Source organism: Pseudonocardia sp. WMMC193 (assembly GCF_021728735.1).
Classification (GTDB): Bacteria; Actinomycetota; Actinomycetes; order Mycobacteriales; family Pseudonocardiaceae; genus Pseudonocardia; species Pseudonocardia oroxyli.
In genome coordinates this window covers 6255816-6274210 of record NZ_JAKKDO010000003.1, presented here as the reverse complement: position 1 = coordinate 6274210, position 18395 = coordinate 6255816, and the positions used below count along the sequence as shown (strand labels likewise).

The 18395-nt window shown below is 73.0% G+C and carries 15 protein-coding genes; 5 read left to right on the top strand and 10 right to left on the bottom strand.

From position 1 onward, the window contains the following. Positions 1-8: 8 nt before the first annotated feature. The gene (locus tag L3X23_RS32100) at positions 9-788 is read right to left on the bottom strand and encodes a DUF1684 domain-containing protein (protein WP_237197082.1); all 780 of its coding nucleotides are present in this window, start codon (positions 786-788) and stop codon (positions 9-11) included. A gap of 255 nt (positions 789-1043) precedes the next feature. Here L3X23_RS32100 and sfnG point away from each other — a divergent pair, with 255 nt between their 5' ends. Both sfnG and L3X23_RS32090 read left to right on the top strand, forming a co-directional pair. Next, positions 1044-2141: a dimethylsulfone monooxygenase SfnG gene (sfnG, locus tag L3X23_RS32095; protein ID WP_093087238.1), complete on the top strand. Its 1098-nt coding sequence runs from the start codon at positions 1044-1046 to the stop codon at positions 2139-2141. A 429-nt stretch (positions 2142-2570) separates the two neighbouring features. Beyond that, positions 2571-3779, top strand: a complete 1209-nt coding sequence (locus L3X23_RS32090) for an acyl-CoA dehydrogenase family protein (RefSeq protein ID WP_237197080.1) — start codon at positions 2571-2573, stop codon at positions 3777-3779. Positions 3780-3822: 43 nt separating this feature from the next. Here L3X23_RS32090 and L3X23_RS32085 read toward each other — a convergent pair whose 3' ends face one another. Next, the gene (locus L3X23_RS32085; RefSeq protein ID WP_237197077.1) at positions 3823-5067 is read right to left on the bottom strand and encodes a TMEM165/GDT1 family protein; all 1245 of its coding nucleotides are present in this window, start codon (positions 5065-5067) and stop codon (positions 3823-3825) included. Positions 5068-5352: 285 nt separating this feature from the next. Between L3X23_RS32085 and L3X23_RS32080 the strand changes: the two genes are divergently transcribed. Continuing rightward, positions 5353-6519, top strand: a complete 1167-nt coding sequence (locus L3X23_RS32080; RefSeq protein ID WP_237197075.1) for a thiolase family protein — start codon at positions 5353-5355, stop codon at positions 6517-6519. Positions 6520-6631: 112 nt separating this feature from the next. Beyond that, positions 6632-8149 (top strand): trypsin-like peptidase domain-containing protein, encoded by a 1518-nt coding sequence (locus L3X23_RS32075; protein ID WP_237197073.1) that lies wholly within the window; start codon positions 6632-6634, stop codon positions 8147-8149. A 52-nt stretch (positions 8150-8201) separates the two neighbouring features. Here L3X23_RS32075 and L3X23_RS32070 read toward each other — a convergent pair whose 3' ends face one another. From L3X23_RS32070 to L3X23_RS32060, 3 genes are all read right to left on the bottom strand, one after another. Further along, entirely contained in the window at positions 8202-9359 is a 1158-nt protein-coding gene (locus L3X23_RS32070; RefSeq protein WP_374205016.1) for a CaiB/BaiF CoA transferase family protein, read from the bottom strand. A gap of 105 nt (positions 9360-9464) precedes the next feature. Then, positions 9465-10247, bottom strand: a complete 783-nt coding sequence (locus tag L3X23_RS32065) for an E3 ubiquitin ligase family protein (RefSeq protein ID WP_237197068.1) — start codon at positions 10245-10247, stop codon at positions 9465-9467. A 117-nt stretch (positions 10248-10364) separates the two neighbouring features. Continuing rightward, positions 10365-12674, bottom strand: coding sequence for an FHA domain-containing protein (locus L3X23_RS32060; protein ID WP_237197065.1), 2310 nt, complete (start codon positions 12672-12674; stop codon positions 10365-10367). 77 nt (positions 12675-12751) lie between these two features. Between L3X23_RS32060 and L3X23_RS32055 the strand changes: the two genes are divergently transcribed. Then, positions 12752-14239: a long-chain fatty acid--CoA ligase gene (locus tag L3X23_RS32055; RefSeq protein WP_237197063.1), complete on the top strand. Its 1488-nt coding sequence runs from the start codon at positions 12752-12754 to the stop codon at positions 14237-14239. A gap of 52 nt (positions 14240-14291) precedes the next feature. Here the strand turns inward: L3X23_RS32055 and L3X23_RS32050 are convergent, their stop codons facing one another. The 5 genes from L3X23_RS32050 to L3X23_RS32030 are packed head-to-tail and all read right to left on the bottom strand — an operon-like array spanning position 14292 to position 18352. Then, the gene (locus tag L3X23_RS32050) at positions 14292-14891 is read right to left on the bottom strand and encodes a VTT domain-containing protein (RefSeq protein ID WP_308116967.1); all 600 of its coding nucleotides are present in this window, start codon (positions 14889-14891) and stop codon (positions 14292-14294) included. Continuing rightward, positions 14888-15670, bottom strand: a complete 783-nt coding sequence (locus L3X23_RS32045; protein ID WP_237198177.1) for an MBL fold metallo-hydrolase — start codon at positions 15668-15670, stop codon at positions 14888-14890. The genes L3X23_RS32050 and L3X23_RS32045 overlap by 4 nt, the downstream gene beginning before the upstream one ends. Positions 15671-15688: 18 nt before the next feature. Beyond that, complete coding sequence (locus L3X23_RS32040) at positions 15689-17038, bottom strand: ATP-dependent 6-phosphofructokinase (RefSeq protein ID WP_237197061.1); 1350 nt, start codon at positions 17036-17038, stop codon at positions 15689-15691. Between the two features lie 41 nt (positions 17039-17079). After that, positions 17080-17487, bottom strand: a complete 408-nt coding sequence (locus L3X23_RS32035; protein ID WP_093087227.1) for a TIGR03618 family F420-dependent PPOX class oxidoreductase — start codon at positions 17485-17487, stop codon at positions 17080-17082. A gap of 4 nt (positions 17488-17491) precedes the next feature. Beyond that, positions 17492-18352, bottom strand: a complete 861-nt coding sequence (locus tag L3X23_RS32030; protein WP_237197059.1) for a DMT family transporter — start codon at positions 18350-18352, stop codon at positions 17492-17494. Between the last annotated feature and the right edge of the window lie 43 nt (positions 18353-18395).

Below are 18395 nucleotides of genomic sequence, written 5' to 3'. Positions count from 1 at the left end.
CTACCGGCTCAGGCCGGCAGCCGCTCCCCCGCCGCCACCGCGACGGTCAGGGTGTTCTCCGCGGGCGGCAGCGGGCAGGTGGCGAAGGCGGTGAAGGCGCAGGGCAGGTTCACGACGCGGTTGAGGTCCAGCTGCAGGTGACCGTCCGGGCCGGGCTCCCCGACCTTGAGGATGCGGCCGCCGCCGTAGGTGCTCACCCCCGAGGTCGCGTCCCGGAAGTGCAGGGACAGCCCGTCCGGTTTGCCCGCTAGGGCCACCAGCTCCTGCGGCAGGCCGTCGAGCGTGAAGCGCACGGTGCCCACCGCGGTCGGGAAGTGGTTCAGGCCCTCCACCACCGCGCCGACCGTGATCCGCCGGGGGGACGGGTAGGGCGTGAACCGGGCGTCGACGATCCAGCGGTCCTCGACGGGGAAGGTGGGGACGCCGGTGAACGCGGTCCGGGTGGGCGCCTGCGGGTCGCGTACCCGCAGGGCGTAGGCGTTCGTGCGGCGCGCGATCTCCACCGTGCGGTCCCCCACCTGCACCAGCTCGCCGGGCAGCCCGTCCGTCGGCTCCAGAAGCACGGTGCCGTCGACCGGCACCCCGCCGACGACCAGCCCGTCCGCCGCGGCCGCCGTGAGCTCGACGCCCGCGCCGGTCGCCCGCCAGGTCCCGGGCAGGCCGGGGTAGCTCGTGGGCTCCTCGGGGACCCACTCCAGCGCGGTGAGGCTCAGCCAGCCGTGCGGGAGCCGCAACTGCTCCTCGCGCTCGGCGTGCCAGGTCGTCCAGTCGAGCTCCGTCGTCGTCACGTCGGGGGAACACGCGGGCCCCCGCGCGCATTTCGCCCGTCCCGACCAGTGGACACAGGCTCGACCGAACGGCCCAATGGTCCGGACGCGTTCGACATGTGGACACCCGTTTGACCCGCTCCCCCCGGATGTGGTGTGGTCGGGTCATGGCCGGGTTCCTGCTGACGCGTCGTCGGCACGTCGATCACCTGACCGTGGTGTCCTGCGCCTGTCGCTGAGTCGAATGCCGCCTTCCCGCCTTTCGACAGGAGCACCGTGTCCACTCCCCTGAAGTTCGCCTACTGGGTCCCCAACGTCTCCGGCGGGCTCGTCACCTCCACGATCGAGCAACGGACCGACTGGGGCATCGACTACAACCGGCGGCTCGCCCAGACCGCCGAGCGCGTCGGGTTCGAGTACGCGCTGTCCCAGGTCCGGTACATGGCGTCCTACGGCGCCGACCACCAGCACGAGTCCACGAGCTTTTCGCTGGCGCTGCTGTTGGCCACCGAGAAGCTCAAGGTCATCGCCGCGGTGCACCCCGGGCTCTGGCACCCGGGCGTCCTGGCCAAGTGGATCGCGACGGCGGACCACCTCTCCGGCGGCCGCGCCGCGGTCAACGTGGTGAGCGGCTGGTTCAAGCAGGAGTTCACCGCGCTCGGCGAGCCCTGGCTGGAGCACGACGAGCGCTACCGCCGCTCCGCGGAGTTCATCCGGGCGTTGCGCGAGATCTGGACCAGCGACCAGGCCGAGCTGCGCGGGGACTTCTACCGGATCCACGACTTCGACCTCAAGCCCAAGCCGGTCGACGTGCCCGGCCGTCCGCACCCGGAGATCTTCCAGGGCGGCAACTCCACGGCCGCCCGCCGAAACGGCGGCCAGGTGGCGGACTGGTACTTCTCCAACGGCAAGGACTACGACGGGTTCACCGAGCAGGTGCTCGAGGTGGGCGCGCACGCCGCGGAGGCGGGCCGCACGGTCCGGTTCGGGCTCAACGGGTTCGTCATCGCCCGGGACACCGAGAAGGAGGCCCGGGAGCAGCTGCGCGAGATCGTCGCGAAGGCGAACCGGCCCGCCGTCGAGGGCTTCCGGGACGCCGTGCAGCAGGCCGGATCGTCCACCGGGGACAAGCGCGGGATGTGGGCGGACTCGACCTTCGAGGACCTCGTCCAGTACAACGACGGGTTCCGCACCCAGCTGATCGGCACGCCGGAGCAGATCGCGGACCGGGCCATCGAGTACAAGCGCCGCGGCGCCGACCTGCTGCTCCTGGGCTTCCTCCACTTCCAGGAGGAGATCGAGTACTTCGGCGAGAAGGTGCTGCCGATCATCCGCGAGAAGGAAGCGGCGCTCGAGCCCGCGCTCGTGAACTGACGTGCCCCTGCTGACCCGGCGCCGGGTCATCGACCACGCCCGCGCCGTCACCACGTCCTGTCCGGGCCACCTCAGGTCGCACGTTTCGTGCACTCACTGCTGCATGATCGCGAGAACCGTGCGCTGAGTGCGGTCTCGACCGCAGTCACCGCACACTTCCGGTGATCTTCGCGGGTGCGCTCATGATCGCTGTTCCTGTGCGCTCACTGCTGTTCCCGCAGCGCTCACCGCACACTTTCGACGATCTTGCCGCGCTGACGGCACGAAACGTGCAACCACCGCCACCCACACCCACACCTCCCGCGCACCGCCCGTCCGCGCCGGACACCCGCTCGCTCGGGTCGCCGGTGTGCGCACCCGACCGCCCGACGCCCCTGCGTCCCGCGGGCGGGCGTGCGCGCACCCACACACTCCACAAAGGACTCTCTCATGACCACGCTCGAAGCCCGCTTCGCCCACACCCCGACCACCGCCGACGAGTGGCTCGACCGCGCTCGCGAGGTGCGCGGGATCCTCGCCGAGGACGCCGCCGACCGCGACCGCGCGGGCCAGACCCCCTACGACGAGGTGGCCCTGCTCAAGGACTCCGGGCTCGTCACGCTGCTCGGCCCGACCGAGCACGGCGGGGGCGGCCAGGAGTGGCCGCTCGCCTACCGGGTGATCCGGGAGGTCGCCGCCGGGGACGGCTCGATCGGCCAGCTCCTGGGCTACCACCTGCTCTGGTTCTGGGCCGCCCGGCTCGTCGGCACCCCGGAGCAGATCGCGGCCGTCGAGGCCGAGGCCACCCGGAACCGCTGGTTCTTCGGCGGCGCGGTCAACCCGCGGGACGCGGACGTCCTGATCCGCGACGAGGGCGACAGCATCGTCTACTCCGGACGCAAGTCCTTCTCGACCGGCAGCAGGGTCTCCGACCTCACCGTCCTCGAGGGCGTGCTCGAGGGGACCGACACCCACGTCTTCGCGATCGTGCCGAGCGCCCAGCCCGGCCTGACCTTCCACGACGACTGGGACAACATCGGCCAGCGGCTCACCGAGAGCGGCGGCGTGACGATCTCCGACGTCCGGGTGCCGTGGGCCGAGGCGGCGGGCTTCCGCGACAAGGTCTTCGAGGCCCGCACCTACAACACCCTCAACGTGCCGATCATCCAGCTGGTGTTCGTCTCGTTCTACCTGGGCATCGCCCGCGGTGCCCTCGAGGAGGCCGCCGCCTACACCCGCACCCACACCCGTCCGTGGCTGCACGGGGGCCGGGACCGCGCCGTCGACGAGCCCTACCAGCTCGACCTCTACGGCGACCTGACCGCGAAGCTCTGGGCGGTCGAGGCCTTCGCCGACCGGGTCGCCGAGGAGGCCCTCCCGATCCACCGCGACCCCGACGCCGTCACGCCCCGACAGCGCGGGGAGCACGAGGTCCGGGTGGCCGCGGTGAAGGCGCGGGCCACCGAGGTGGCCCTGGAGGTGACGAGCCGGGTCTTCGAGGGCCTCGGCGCCCGGGCGACGACGTCGGAGCTGGGCTTCGACCGCTTCTGGCGCAACGTCCGCACCCACACCCTGCACGACCCGGTGGCCTACAAGCGCCGCGAGGTGGGCGCCCTCGTGCTCACCGACGAGGTCCCGGAGCCGACCTGGTACAGCTGACCGCCCCGTGAGCGGCGATGGTCGCCGGAGCGACCATCGCCGCTCACAGGTGGGAGCTGGTCCGTTCGGGGTGGGGGGTGCGGGGCGTGCGCACGCGCGGGAGGAAGCGGCCCGTCCGCGAGACGTAGCTCGCGTACTCCTCGCCCAGGGCCTCGGTGAGACCGGGCTCGCGGACGGCACGGGCCTGGATCTGCACCGCGGCCACGGTCAGGACCGTGGCCAGGACCCCGAGCGCGGTGGGCGCCATGACCAGCGCACCCGCCATCGCCACCACCATGCCGGTGAAGGCGGGGTTGCGGACCTTGGCGTACAGGCCGTCGCTGGTCAGGGCGAGGGAGCGGCCGTGGCGCCTGCGCGCCGACCCCATCTGCAGCAGGGCGGCCAGCACCAGCGCCAGGCCCAGCAGCGCCAGGCCCGCGCCGGTCACGATCCACCCGGGCGCGCTGAACCACGCGATCGGCTCGATCACGTCGAACGCCACCAGCAGCGGGGCGACCACGCCGAGCAGCAGGGCCGCGCCGAGCAGTGCGCGCGACCACCACGAGGCGCGCCCGGCCGGCGGGGCCGAGCGCCGCGAGCCCGCTCGCGCCCACCGCCGTCCGACGGCGATGACGGCGATCGCCACGAGCATCAGCCCCACCGCGATCCAGGCGCCGGTGTGGTGGTTCAGCGACTCGGCGGCGACGGTCCACGGGTTGCGGCCGGTCAGCTCGGCGATCGCCTCCCACAGCAGGACCACGCCGAACACGAAGAAGCCGACCGCCGCCCCGTAGCGGATGGTCCGCTCCGGCAGCCGCTTGCCGAGCGCGCGGCCGATCACGATGGCCAGCGCGTCCGCCGCGACCATGCCCAGGGTGGAACCCAGCCACACTCCGAACCACCCGTGCTGGGTGGCCAGGGTGATGGTGGCGAGCATCGTCTTGTCGCCGAGCTCGGCGAGGAAGAACGCCACCGTGACCGCGACGAGCGCGGACCGGGCGGTCTGGCCCGCCTTCTGCTTCTCCTCCTCGGTGAGCCGGTCGCCGCGCAGCGTCCACGCACCGAACACGAGGAACGCCAGCGCCGCCGCGAGCGCGATCCACCCGGTCGGGATGGTGGCGCCCAGGCCGTACCCGACGGCCACGGACACGAGGTGCACCACCGAGGTGGCGATGGTGATGCCGATGAGCACGGGCCAGGCGCGGTAGCGCGTGGCGAACGTCAGGGCCATGAGCTGGGACTTGTCGCCCAACTCGGCCACGAAGATCACGCCGAAGCTGATCAGGAAGGCGCTGAGCACGCCGTTCATGTCTCCCTACCCCTCGATCTGGGGCCGGGTCGAAGGGAGGACCACTTCGACCCGGACGATGCCGGATCGAAGGTCTCGCTCGCCCGACCCGGGGTCGGGCCTCGCGGCCGGGAGCCATGGGGCGCCAGTATGTCGACCGCGAAGTTGGGAGCTACTCCCCTTCGCTGGGCTGACTGTACCTCATCGATCCAGACCGGCGTCCAGACGGGAGTGAGCTGCTTCACCGTGTCGCGGGCTCGACGTGTGTCGTACGTTCGTTCAGGAGAGCCGACACCTGGAGGACCCATGCCAGACGCCGTCATCGTCGACGCGGTGCGCACCCCCATCGGGAAGCGCAACGGCACGCTCGCCGACGTCCATCCCGCCGACCTGGCGGGGTACGTGCTGCAGGACCTCCAGCGACGCACGGGCATCGACCCGGAGACCGTCGACGACGTCGTGTGGGGCTGTGTCAACCAGGTGGGCGACCAGGCGGCGCAGATCGGCCGGTACGCGGTGCTCGCCGCGGGCTGGCCCGAGACGGTCGCCGGCATCACCGTCAACCGGGCGTGCGGGTCGAGCCAGTCCGCCTTCGACTTCGCCGCGGGCATGGTCATGGCCGGCCAGTACGACGTCGTCGTCGCCGGTGGCGTCGAGTCGATGAGCCGGGTGCCGCTCGGCGCGGGCCGCGACCTCGGCCGCCCGTTCGGCCCGCTGGTCCGGGAGCGGTACGCGGCCGACCTGACCAGCGGCGAGTTCCCCGGCGGGGACTTCAACCAGGGCGTCGGCGCCGAGCGCATCGCGAAGAAGTGGGGTTTCAGCAGGCGGCGGCTCGACGAGTACGCGTCCCGGTCGCACGAGCTGGCCGCCGCGGCGATCGACTCCGGCGCCTTCGCCGGCCAGCTCGCCCGCATCCCGGGCAAGGAGGACTTCACCGCGGACGAGGGGCTGCGCCGCGGGACCACCCCGGAGAAGCTCGCCGCCCTCAAGCCCTCCTTCACCGCGGACGGCGTGATCCACGCGGGCAACGCCTCGCAGATCTCCGACGGCGCGTCCGCCGTCCTGATCACCACCCCGGAGCGGGCCAGGGAGCTGGGCCTGACCCCGATCGCGCGCTACCACTCGGGCGCGGTGTCCGGCGCGGACCCGCTGATGATGCTCACCGGACCCATCCCCGCCACCCAGAAGGTGCTCAAGCGCTCCGGCCTGTCGATCTCCGACATCGGGGCGTTCGAGGTCAACGAGGCCTTCGCCCCCGTCCCGCTCGCCTGGCAGGCGGAGCTGGGCGCCGAGGACAAGGTGCTCAACCCGCTCGGCGGCGCCATCGCCGTCGGGCACCCGCTGGGGGCCTCGGGCACGATCCTCATGACGCGGCTGCTGCACCACATGCGGGACAAGTCGATCCGCTACGGCCTGCAGACCATGTGCGAGGGCGGCGGCACCGCGAACGCGACCATCGTCGAGCTCCTCTGACCGGGCGCGGCGATCGTCGCCGGAGCGACGATCGCCGCGCCCGGCCGTCATGACGCCCGTTTCCCAGAACAACCACAGGGAAGTCTCAGCTTCAGGGCTCACAGTCGGTGTCATGACCGACGAGCAGCGGGGTCAGACCCGGCCCGATGGGGACGTTGCACCGCACGCCACCAGCGCCGGGGACTCCTCCACCCAGCAGACCCAGACCGTCCCGGGCGGCGGCGACGGCGCCTCCTACGAGGCCCGTTCCGGCTCGCCGTACGCCTACGGACAGAGTTCCGTGTACGGCACCCCGGGGTACGCCCAGAGCGTGAGCGGAGACCAGGGCAGGCCCTACGGCAGCCCCGCGTACGGCCCGTACGCGGGCTCCCAGCCGACCTACGGCGCGCCGGGGATGCCCGGCACCCCCGGAGACGGGCCCACCGACCCGCCGTCCGGCACCACCGCGGTGCTCGACGGGGACAAGCCCGGCAAGCCGTCGCGGCCGATGACCGGGATCGTGGTCGCGGCGCTCATCGCGGGCCTGGTGGGCGGCGGCGCCGGCTTCGGCGGCGCGTACGCCCTGCTCGACCGGCCCTCCGCGGCGTCGAGCAGCACGCTGACCGGGCAGCCCGCCACGAACGCGTCCACCGCCCCGATCGACGGGAGCGTGCAGGCCGCGGCGGCGAAGGCCACCCCCAGCACGGTCGACATCCGGGTGACGACCTCCCAGGGCACCGCCGAGGGCTCCGGGGTGATCCTCACCGCCGACGGGGACGTCCTGACCAACAACCACGTCGTCGCGGGCTCGACGGGCCGCATCCAGGTCACCCTGTCCGACGGCAGCACCCACACCGCGACGCTCGTCGGCACCTCGCCGAGCTACGACCTCGCGGTGCTCAAGCTGGACGGCGTCTCCGGGCTCACCGCCGCGACGCTCGGCCGGTCCGCGGACGTCGCCGTCGGGCAGCAGGTCGTGGCGATCGGCTCGCCGCAGGGGCTGACCGGAACCGTCACCACCGGCATCGTGTCCGCGCTGAACCGGACCGTCGCGGTCCAGGGCGAGGACGGCTCCGGCGTCGTCTACAACGGGCTGCAGACCGACGCGCCCATCAACCAGGGCAACTCCGGCGGCCCGCTGGTCAACCTCGACGGCCAGGTCGTCGGCATCAACTCGGCCATCGCGACCGCGGGGCAGAGCACCGGCTCCGTCGGCCTCGGCTTCGCGATCCCGGTCGACCAGGCGCGCCGGGTCGCCCAGGAGATCATGGACACGGGGCACGCCACCAAGCCCGTCCTCGGTGTGCAGGGGTCGACCGGGGGCTCGAACTCGGCCACCGCGGGCGCCACGGTCGAGCAGGTCACGCCCGGCGGCCCGGCCGCCGCGGCAGGCCTGGCGCAGGGGGACGTCGTGACGAAGGTCGGGGACGCGACCGTCAGCGACTTCTCCGACCTCATCGCCCGGATCGGCTCCTACAGCCCCGGTGACCGGGTCACGCTCACCCTGAGCTCGGGCCGCACCGTGGACGTCACGTTGGGGAGCACCGAGGACACCGGTGCCACCACCAGCAGCGGCGGCACCACCCAGAGCGTGCCCCAGCAGCAGAACCCCTTCGGCGGCCTCAACCCGTTCTCCCGCGGGGGCAACTGACCTCGTGAGCGGCGATGGTCGCCAGGGCGACCATCGCCGCTCACGGCTTCCCTCACGGCTGTCGCAGCCACTCCCGCACGGCGTCGGAGTCGGCGCCCAGTGCGGGCGGGGTGCGGCGGTACTGCGGCGGGGTCAGCGACCACTCCACGGGGTTGCGGACCGTCCCGACGCCCCCACCCGGGTGGACGACCGGGTCCAGGCCCAGGCTCTCCGCCAGCGCGACGCCCTGGTCCACCGTGTTGATCGGGCCGCAGGGCACCCCGGCGGCACTCAGCACGTCGAACCACTCCTGGGCGCCGCGGGTGGCCAGCCGCTCCAGCAGCAGCGGCCGCAGCTCGTCCCGGTTGCGGTTGCGGTCCACCATGGAGCCGAACCGCGGGTCCGTGAGCAGCTCCGGCACCCCGAGGGCGCCGCACAGCCTGCGGAACTGGTGGTCGTTGGCGGCGATGACGATCAGGTCGCCGTCCGCCGTCGGCAGCGGCTCGTACGGGAACAGGGACTGGTGCGCGTTGCCCATTTGGGTCGGGACCACGCCGCCCGCCACCCAGGCGGAGGTCTTGTCGACCATGCAGGACAGCGCCGTGGACAGCAGGTTCGTCTTCAGGTGCTGGCCCTCGCCGGTGGCGTCCCGGTGGCGCAGCGCCCCCAGGATGGCGGTGCTGGCGTGCAGCCCGCACATCACGTCGAACAGCGCGATCGCGGCCCGGGTGGGCTCGCCGTCCACACCCCCGGTGAGGCTCATCAGCCCGGACGTCGCCTGGACCACCAGGTCGTAGCCGCCCAGCTGCGCCCCGCCCCGGTCGCCGAACCCGGTGATCGAGCAGTAGACGACGCCGGGATTCGCGGCCCGGACGGTCGGCTCGTCGAGCCCGAACCGGGCCGTGGTGCCCGCCATGAAGTTCTCGATCAGCACGTCGGCGCGGGCGGCGAGAGCCTGGGCGGTGGCCCGGTCGTCCGGGTCCTTCAGGTCCAGGACGATCGAGTGCTTGTTGCGGTTGATCGAGAGGTAGTAGGTCGCCTCCGGCCCGTCCGGCCGCTCGACGACGGGGGGTCGCCAGGTCCGGGTGTCGTCCCCGTGCCCCGGGCCCTCCACCTTGATCACGGTGGCGCCCATGTCCCCCAACACCATGGTGGCGTAGGGGCCTGCGAGCACCCGGGAGAAGTCGGCCACCACGAGCCCGGCCAGCGGCCCGGCGGATTCCTCGTCGATCACCCCCCGACCTTAGGTCGCGGCTGCGCCGCCCGTGCGCGGTAAGTGGTGCCAGAGCACCACTTACCACTCACGAGCGGCGCAGCCGCTGTCCGGAAGGCGAGGTCAGAGGACGATGCCGAGCACGATCAGGGCCACCCCGACCAGCGCCGCGCCCGCCGCGATCCACGCCCAGATCTTCTGGCCACCGCGGGCGGAGTCGGTGAGCTCCTCCTCGGTCCGCGTGGACAGGACGAAGGGCACCGCGGACTCGCGGGGCGGGCGGATGACCAGCGGGCCGTCGCGGTCGTCCACCTCGCCGAGGACGTACATCCGGGTGCCGGGCCGCAGCACGTGCTCGGTGTGCTGGTAGCCGATCGTCTCGTCGCGGTCGCCGCCCATCAGCGCCCCCAGTACCCCGGCGACGCCGGCGGGCTGCCGGTCATGGGCCTGCTCGAAGCGGTCCAGGACCTGCTCGGCACCGTCGGGGCGGCGGCCGCCGTGGTCGACGCCGATGGTGTGCCCGTCCCGCAGCAGCGCCCAGCCGTGCGGGGAGGTCATGTCGGAGACGGTCTCGGTGCGGGTGCTCACGCGCGTGTCGCCGTCGGTGTCCCGGTCGTAGTGCTTGTAGCGGCGCTGCACCCGCGTGGAGTACCAGACGCAGTCGGTGCCGGTGAGCTCGGAGCGCAGCATCCCGATGGGCGCGGGCACGGTCTCACCGACCACCTCGCACACCTTGCGGAAGTTCCCCGGGCCCGTGAGCTCGGTGGAGATCCGCTGCAGCTCCAGCAGCTCCCGCACGGACAGCGTCTCCGCCGCCATCATGGCGTGCACCTTGCGCTGCGACCGGGCAGCGCCCCAGAGGCAGCCGGCGGCCGCCACCAGCAGGATGATCCCGATCCACAGCATGTCCCTCGTCCTCTCGCGTCGGTGAGGAGAACGCTAGGGATCGCCCGGGCCGTGGGCCTCAGTGCTACTACCACCTTCGTCGTGAGTGGTAAGTACCGCTCTGGCACCACTTTCCACTCACGGGCGCCTGCGGCGGACCGGATCCAGCCGGCGAACGACCAGCCCCGTCACGACCACGAGCACCAGCCCCATGCCCGCCAGCACACCGGCGCCGAGCAGCCAGTGCGCCGCGTCGTGGGTCCAGAGCGGGTCGGGGCCCTCGCGGGCGGTGAGGTTGAGATCGGCGGTGACCGCGCCCATCGCGTAGGCCCACCGCGAGGGCACGAGCCAGGCGAACTGCTCGAGCCCCGGCCGGTCGAACACCGGGAACAGCCCGCCGGACACGACGAGCTCGACCATGAGCACCAGCACGAGCAGCGGCATGCCGCGGTCGGCGTTGCCGATGGCGGCGGAGACGACGAGCCCGATCAGCATCGTCGCGACGGTGACGCCGACGACGGCGAGCAGCACCTCCAGCAGCCCGGAGCCGAGCAGGACCGCGTCGTCCGGCATCCGGCGCCCGACGAGCGCGAGCAGGGTGAAGACCGCCGCCTGCAGCCCCGTGATCAGGCCCAGCACCGCGAGCTTGGACAGCAGGTACGCCGGGATGGACAGGCCGATGGCGCGTTCGCGGACGTAGACGGGCCGTTCCTTGACCAGCTCGCGGATGGACGCGGCGATGCCCATCAACGCCCCGCCGAGGATCAGCACGAGCATCAGCTGGCTCGGTTGGAACTCCTTGAGCTGGACCGCCTCGCGCGTGCTCAGGCCCGAGTCCCCCGGGACGAGCCGGGCCAGTGCGGCCAACACCAGCGGCAGCCCGACGAGGAAGGCCGCGTACTGCCGGTCGGCCGCGATCACCGCGAGGTAGCGGCGGCACAGGACCGACAGCTGGGTGCCGAAGCCCTGCTGTCGCCGGGCCGCGGTCGGTGCGGCGCGCTCGACGATCCGCGGCATCCCCATCGTCGGCTGGGCGACGTACTCGGAGTGCTGTCGGGAGGCGCGGTACCGCTGGGCGAGCTGCTCCCCCGCCACCTGCTCCAACAGCAGGAACATCTCGGCGTAGTCCGGGGTGCGGAAGTACTCCAACGCCTCCCGCGGCGGCCCGAAGTAGGCCACGTGCCCGCCGGGGGCGAGGACCAGCAGCCGGTCGCAGAGGTCCAGGTTGAGCACGGAGTGCGTCACGACGACGACCGTCCGCGCCCCGTCCGCCAGCCCCCGCAGGGTCTGCATCACCGACTTGTCCAGGCCGGGGTCCAGACCGGAGGTGGGCTCGTCGAGGAAGAGCAGCGACGGCTTGGTGAGCAGCTCCAGCGCGACCGAGGTGCGCTTGCGCTGGCCGCCGGACAGGGTGTCGATGCGCTGCTCGGCCTGCCCGGTGAGGGTCAGCTCGGCGAGCACCTCGTCGATCCGCCGTTCCCGGTCGGCCTCCGGGACGTCCGACGGGAACCGCAGCCGGGCGGCGTAGCGCAGCGCGCGGCGCACCGTGAGCTGCGGGTGCAGCACGTCGTCCTGGGGGACGAGGCCGATGCGGTGGCGCAGCTCGTCGTACTCGGCGTAGAGGTCGCGGCCCGCGTACCGGACCTCGCCGACGTCCGCCGGGCGGGCCCCGGTCAGCGCGTTCAGCAGCGTGGACTTGCCCGCCCCGGACGGCCCGACGACCGCGAGCAGGCTGCGGCCGGACAGCGCGAACGAGACGTCTCGCAGCAGGGTCTTGCCCGAGTCGGTGGTGACGCTCGCGCCCTGCACCGTGAACCCGACGTCTCCGGTGTCCTCGGCGGAGACGAGCCGGTCGCCGTGCAGCTGCAGCAGGGCGTGGCCGATGCCGATGACGTCCCGCGCGCCGATGTCGGCGGTGGTGACCCGGACCCCGTTCACGAACGTGCCGTTCCCGCTGTTCAGGTCCACGATCCGCCAGCTCGCGCCGGTGCGGTGCAGCTCGGCGTGGCGGCGGGAGACGAGCAGGTCGTCCAGCACGACGTCGTTGTCCGGGAGCCTGCCGATCGTCAGCCTGCCGGTGCCGACGTGCCGGACGGACGTCTGGCCGCCCTGGCGGGTGAGGACCTCCGCCACGGGGGCCGCGGGCGCGTGCGGGGCCGGCCGCACCTCGACGATCGCCGAGTCGTCGGTGTCCCCCAGCCGGACCGACACCGGCCCGGCCAGCGACAGCGACGTGACCCGCCTGCCGTCGACCCAGGTCCCGTTGCGGGACGCGTCGGTGAGCAGCCAGCCCTGGGGCGTCAGCTCGACGACGACGTGCCGCCGGGAGGCGCGCGGGTGTCCGACGTCGAGATCCGCCTCGGGCCCGCGGCCGATCACGAACGGCCGCCCGGTGGGGACCGGGAGCGTGCGACCCCCCACGACGATCTCCAAGGGGGGCGGCGCCATGGCGGGAGAGTAGCGATGCGCGAAGTTACCCGTCAGTCATAGGATCGCGGTCACAACCGACACCCGTGGAGTCGACGATGACGAACCTGGCCGCGAACCTGGTCGCGACCGCCCGCACGCAGCCGCAGCACCCGGCGATCAAGCTGGACGAGTACGTGCTGGACTACGCCGCCCTGCACGCCGCGGCCGCGGCCGTGGCCGGGGACCTGCGCGAGCAGGGCGTGGAACCGGGCGACCGGGTCGGCCTCGTGCTCCCGAACGTGCCCGCCTACCCGATCCTGTTCTACGGCGCGCTGCTCGCGGGCGCCGTCGTGGTCCCGATGAACCCGCTGCTCAAGGCCCGCGAGGTGGAGTACTACCTGGGCGACTCCGGCATGAAGGTCGTCTACGGCTGGGACGGGTCCGGGGACGTCGTGCCGACCGCGGCCGAGGCCGTCGGGATCACCGGGATCGTCGTCCCGGCCACCGGCCCGACCGGGCTGCGGGGCACGCCCGTCGAGGAGCCGGTCGAGCGCGCGGACGACGACACCGCCGTCATCCTCTACACCTCCGGCACCACGGGCCAGCCCAAGGGCGCCGAGCTGACCCACCACAACCTCGCCTCCAACGCGGCCACCACCAGCGAGACCCTGATCGAGATCGGCCCGGAAGACGTGATCATGGGCTGCCTGCCCCTGTTCCACGTGTTCGGCCTGACCTGCGGCCTCAACGCCGCCGTCCGGGCGGGCGCCACCCTGACCCTGATCCCGCGCTTCGACCCGGCCAAGGCGCTGCAGGTGGTCGCCCGGGACGGTGTCACCGTGTTCGAGGGCGTGCCCACCATGTACGCGGCCATGCTGCACAGCCCCGACGCGGGCAGCGCGGACATGTCCTCGCTGCGCACCTGCATCACCGGCGGCTCCGCGATGCCCGTGGAGATCCTCAAGCAGTTCGAGTCCACCTTCGGCTGCCAGGTCTTCGAGGGCTACGGCCTGTCCGAGACCGCTCCGGTCGCCTCGTTCAACCAGCCCGGCCACGAGCGCAAGCCCGGCACCATCGGCTTCCCGGTCCGCGGCTGCGAGATGCGCGTGGTCGACGACGAGGGCCGGGACGTCCCCGACGGCGAGCCCGGCGAGATCGCCATCCGCGGCGAGAACGTCATGAAGGGCTACTGGAACCGCCCCGAGGCCACCGCCGAGGCCATCCCCGACGGCTGGTTCCGCTCCGGCGACATCGCCACCCGGGACGCCGACGGCTACTACACCATCGTCGACCGCAAGAAGGACCTGATCATCCGCGGCGGCTACAACGTCTACCCGCGCGAGGTCGAGGAGACCCTCTACGAGCACCCCGCCGTCGCCGAGGCCGCCGTGATCGGCATCAAGCACGCCGACCTCGGGGAGGAGATCGGCGCCGCCGTCGCCCTCAAGCCCGGCGCCGAGGCCACCGCCGAGGAGCTGCAGCAGTTCGTCAAGGAGCGCCTCGCCGCGTACAAGTACCCCCGCAGCGTCTGGCTCGTCGAGGCCCTGCCCAAGGGCCCGACCGGCAAGATCCTCCGCCGCAACGTCGAGCCCCCCACCGAGTAGCAGCGAACGGCGCGTTCGCTCACCAGGAGTGAGCGAACGCGCCGTTCGCCGGTCAGGGGGTGGGGCTGCGCCTGCGGCGGACCACCGCCGCGACACCCGCGGAGAGCGCGCTGACCACCACGACGAGCGCGGCGGCGACCAGCGACGCCACCAGCGGGTTGTCGAAGATCCCGCCCGAGAGCACGCCGAGCAGGGCGTACGCGATCGCCCACGCCACGCAGGCGGCCAGGGCGGTCGGCAGCAGCCGCCGCCAGGGGTAGCCGAGCGTGCCCGCGGCCACGAGGGTCGGGATCCGGCCCGCGGGCACCAGCCGCCCGACGACGATCAGCTGCCACCCCCACCGCGTGAACCGCACCCGCGCGGACTCCAGCTGCTCGGGCGTGCGGCCCCGGGAGACGAGCCGGACCGCCCGCTCGCCGCCGATCTTGGCGACCGCGTAGGTCACGACGTCCCCGACCCACGCCCCGAGCACGGACACGACCAGCACCAGCGGCAGGGACAGGTGGTGGGTGGTCATCGCGACGGCCGCGGCCGCGCCGACCAGGGCGCCCGTCGGGACCACCGGGACGATCGAGCCGAGCAGCACGGCGAACGCGAGCGCCGGGTACCCGATGGTCTGCGGGTCGGTCCAGTCCACGGCGAGCGTGCTCACCCGGCCCCCTGCAGCGACACGTCCTCGCCGGGCCGGGCGATGCGGACGCGGTGGGCGTTGCCGAGTTCCGCGGCCGCGGCGGCGAACCGGTGCGGCGGGTCCTGCAGCAGCGCCCGCATGCGTTCCCCGTGTCCGGCCGGGGCGCGGGTGAGGCCCGCGACGGCGAGGGTGCCCCAGTGCACCGGGACCGCCAGCCGCGGGCGCAGCACGTCCACCGCGGCGGCGGCGCGCTCCGGGTCGAGGTGCCCGGGGCCGAGGTTCGGGCCCCAGCCCCACACCGGGAGCAGCGCGACGTCGAGCTCGCCGAAGGAGCCCATGCCGTCGAACAGGTCGGTGTCGCCCGCGGCGTAGACCCGCAGCCCGTCCGCCTCGAGGATGTGGCCGAGCGCCGGGGAGTCGGGTCCGCGGGTGGAGCGCGGGCCCCAGCGGTGCCCGGAGTGGTCGGCGTAGGTCGCGGTGATCCGCAGGCCGTCGTCCACGATCGTCTGCCCGACGTCGATCTCCTCGACCCGGCGGATCCCGCGCCTGCGCACCCACTCGGCCGAGCCCCGCGGGACGATCACCCGGGTGTCCGGGCGCAGCAGCCGCAGCGAGGGGACGTGCAGGTGGTCGCCGTGCAGGTGCGAGATCAGCACGACGTCCGCGTCCGCCCAGTCCTGCGCCCGCAGCGGCGCGACCACCCGGCGCAGCAGCGAGACCCGCGAGGTCAGCACCGGGTCGGTGAGCACGACCTTCCCACCCAGCTCCAGCCGGACGGTGGAGTGGCCGAGGAAGCGCAGCGCGGGCACGCCGAGAGGCTACGCGAACCGCACGGGCTGCCCCGTCGACTCCAGCACCGCCTGCCACAGGTCGCCGTTGGGGTCGACCTGGTTGCGCTTGCTGACCGCCAGCTCCATCGGGATGTGCACGAACCGGCGCCGCACCCGCCCGACGACCATGGCCGTGCGCCCCGACATCGCCGCGTGCACGGCGGCCTGCGACAGCCGCACCGTGTACACGCTGTCGTACGGGTTCGCCGGCACGGAGCGGATCGCGTACGAGGGGTCGATGTAGCGCACCGAGGTCTCGATCTCGCGCGCCGCGAAGTCGTCCTCGATCCGCGCGCGCAGGAAGCGGCCGATGTCCCCCAGCCGTCGGTTGCCCGACGCGTCCGTGGACGAGACCTCCTCCATCAGCTCCTGCCCGGCCCCCTCCGCCACGACGACGACGGCGTGCCCGCGCTGCTTCACCCGGTCCCGCAGGTGGTCGAGCAGGGAGTCCAGCGAGAACGGGACCTCGGGGATCAGCACGACGTCGGCGTCCGAGCGGGCGAGCGAGGCGTAGCAGGCGATGAAGCCCGAGTGCCTGCCCATCAGCTTGACCAGCCCGACGCCGTTGGCCGTGGACTTGGCCTCGACGGTCACCGCGCGGATGGACTCCGCCGCCCGGGAGAAGGCCGTTTGGAAGCCGAAGCTCTGGTCGATGTAGGGGATGTCGTTGTCGATCGTCTTCGGGATGCCGACGACGGCGATCTTCAGGTTGCGCTCCCGCACGACCCGCTCGATGGCCATGGCGCCGCGCATGGTCCCGTCGCCGCCGATCACGAACAGGATGTTCAGGTGCATCCGCTCGAGGCAGTCGACGATCTCCTCGGGGTCCTGGGCGCCGCGGGAGGTGCCCAGGACGGTGCCGCCGTCCGTCGCGATGTCCCGGACGTACTGCGGGGTGAGCTCGACCTCGTCGTAGCCGTAGGAGGAGATGAAGCCCTGGAAGCCGTTGCGGAACCCGACGACGCGCTTGACGCCGTAGTGGTAGGTCAGCGAGCGGACCAGGCCCGCGATCACGTCGTTAAGCCCCGGGCACAGCCCGCCGCAGGTCACGATGCCCGCGCGGGTCTTGGACGGGTCGAAGTAGATCTTGCGGCGCGGCCCGCAGGGTTCGAGGCCGGGCAGCTCGTCGAGGGAGACGCCGCGGGCGCGGATGCCGGCGACGGTGTCGTCGAGCAGCACCCGGTCGTCCTCGTCGACGTAGTGCTCGGTGGTCGCGCGCGCGTCCAGCAGGTGAGCCATCGGGGACTCGATGCGGCTGGTGCCGAGCTTCGCGATCGCGAGGTCCGCCTGGGTGACGCCCTGCGAGCGGGAGAGGTGCACGACGTTGTCGGCCGACAAGGGGGTTCCCTCCGTAGCGTTCCCGAGCGTTCGGAATCGAATCAGACCATACCGAGCACCCGGTCGACGGTGATCAGGACGACGACGCGCTCCGGGTTCGCGCGCGGCGTGCGGTAGCGCTTCGCATAGCGTACTTCGGCGTCCCGCACCGCCTCCGGATCGTCGAGCACCACGGCGGTCCCCTCCAGCGAGGACCAGCGCCGCCCGTCGACCTGGGACACGACCACCCGCCCCGTGGCCCGCGCGTTGACCGCCTTCTGCGAACCGCCCCGGCAGATCACCCGGGCGGTGCCCTCCTCGACGTCGATCGTGGCGCCCACCGGCACGACGTGCGGCGTGCCGTCGGTGCGCAGCGTCACGAGGGTGACGAGGTGCCGCTCGGTCCAGAACTCCCGGAACTCCTCGGAGACGACGTCGGGGGCCAGCCGGGTGCGCAGGGGACGGTCCATGGCGTCATCTTGCGCCGTGGCCGGGGCGGGCCGGGGTGGGGGCGGGTGCGGGACGGGCGATCGCGCCGATGTTCGCGGCCACGACCAGGGCGATGGCCACCGCCGAGAGGACCGTGAGGGGTTGGTCGAGGACGAGGGCGCCCGCCAGCGCGGCGACGGCCGGGGACAGGCTCATGATCACGGCGAAGGTGCTCGCCGGGACCGTGCGCAGCGCGAGGATCTCCAACGAGTACGGGAGCAGCGAGGACAGCACGGCGACGGCGGCGCCGAGGGCCAGGACCGTCGGGTCCAGCAGGTCCGCCCCCGCCTCGGCGATCCCGACCGGGGCCACGAGGAGGGCCGCCACGCCGAGCCCGAGGGCCAGGCCGTCGAGCCGCGCGAAGGTCCGCCCGGCCCGCTGCGCGAGCAGGATGTAGCAGGCCCACAGCGCGCCCGCCGCCAGCGCGAACGCCACCCCGACCGGGGACAGCGCGCCCGCGTCCGCCGCCCCCAGCAGCGCGACGCCGGCGAGCGCCAGACCCGCCCACACCCACCGCAGCGTCCCCCGCGCGGTGAGCACGGACAGGGTCAGCGGCCCGAGCACCTCCAGGGTCACGGCGACACCGAGTGGGATGCGCGAGATCGCCTCGTAGAAGCACAGGTTCATGCCGCCCAGGGCCAGGCCGTAGCCCAGCGCGGTCAGCACGTCGGCCCGCGTGCGCCCGCGCAGGGTGGGCCGACAGACCAGCAGCAGCGCCGCCCCGGAGAGCCCGAGGCGCAGGGCGACCGCGCCGCCCGCGCCGACCCGCTCGAACAGCAGCGCCGCCACGGCGGCACCGAACTGCACGGAGAACTGCCCGCCCACGACCAAGCCCACACGTCCCACACCACCGACGCTAGGGACCGCGAACGCCGCCGAGAAATGCCGT

Coding starts and splice junctions, on each gene's coding strand:
- L3X23_RS32080 (WP_237197075.1), top strand. CDS start 5,353: ATGCCAGACGCCGTCATCGTCGACGCGGTGCGCACCCCCATCGGGAAG.
- L3X23_RS32060 (WP_237197065.1), bottom strand. CDS start 12,674: ATGGCGCCGCCCCCCTTGGAGATCGTCGTGGGGGGTCGCACGCTCCCG.
- L3X23_RS32065 (WP_237197068.1), bottom strand. CDS start 10,247: ATGCTGTGGATCGGGATCATCCTGCTGGTGGCGGCCGCCGGCTGCCTC.
- L3X23_RS32055 (WP_237197063.1), top strand. CDS start 12,752: ATGACGAACCTGGCCGCGAACCTGGTCGCGACCGCCCGCACGCAGCCG.
- L3X23_RS32035 (WP_093087227.1), bottom strand. CDS start 17,487: ATGGACCGTCCCCTGCGCACCCGGCTGGCCCCCGACGTCGTCTCCGAG.
- L3X23_RS32085 (WP_237197077.1), bottom strand. CDS start 5,067: ATGAACGGCGTGCTCAGCGCCTTCCTGATCAGCTTCGGCGTGATCTTC.
- L3X23_RS32090 (WP_237197080.1), top strand. CDS start 2,571: ATGACCACGCTCGAAGCCCGCTTCGCCCACACCCCGACCACCGCCGAC.
- L3X23_RS32075 (WP_237197073.1), top strand. CDS start 6,632: ATGACCGACGAGCAGCGGGGTCAGACCCGGCCCGATGGGGACGTTGCA.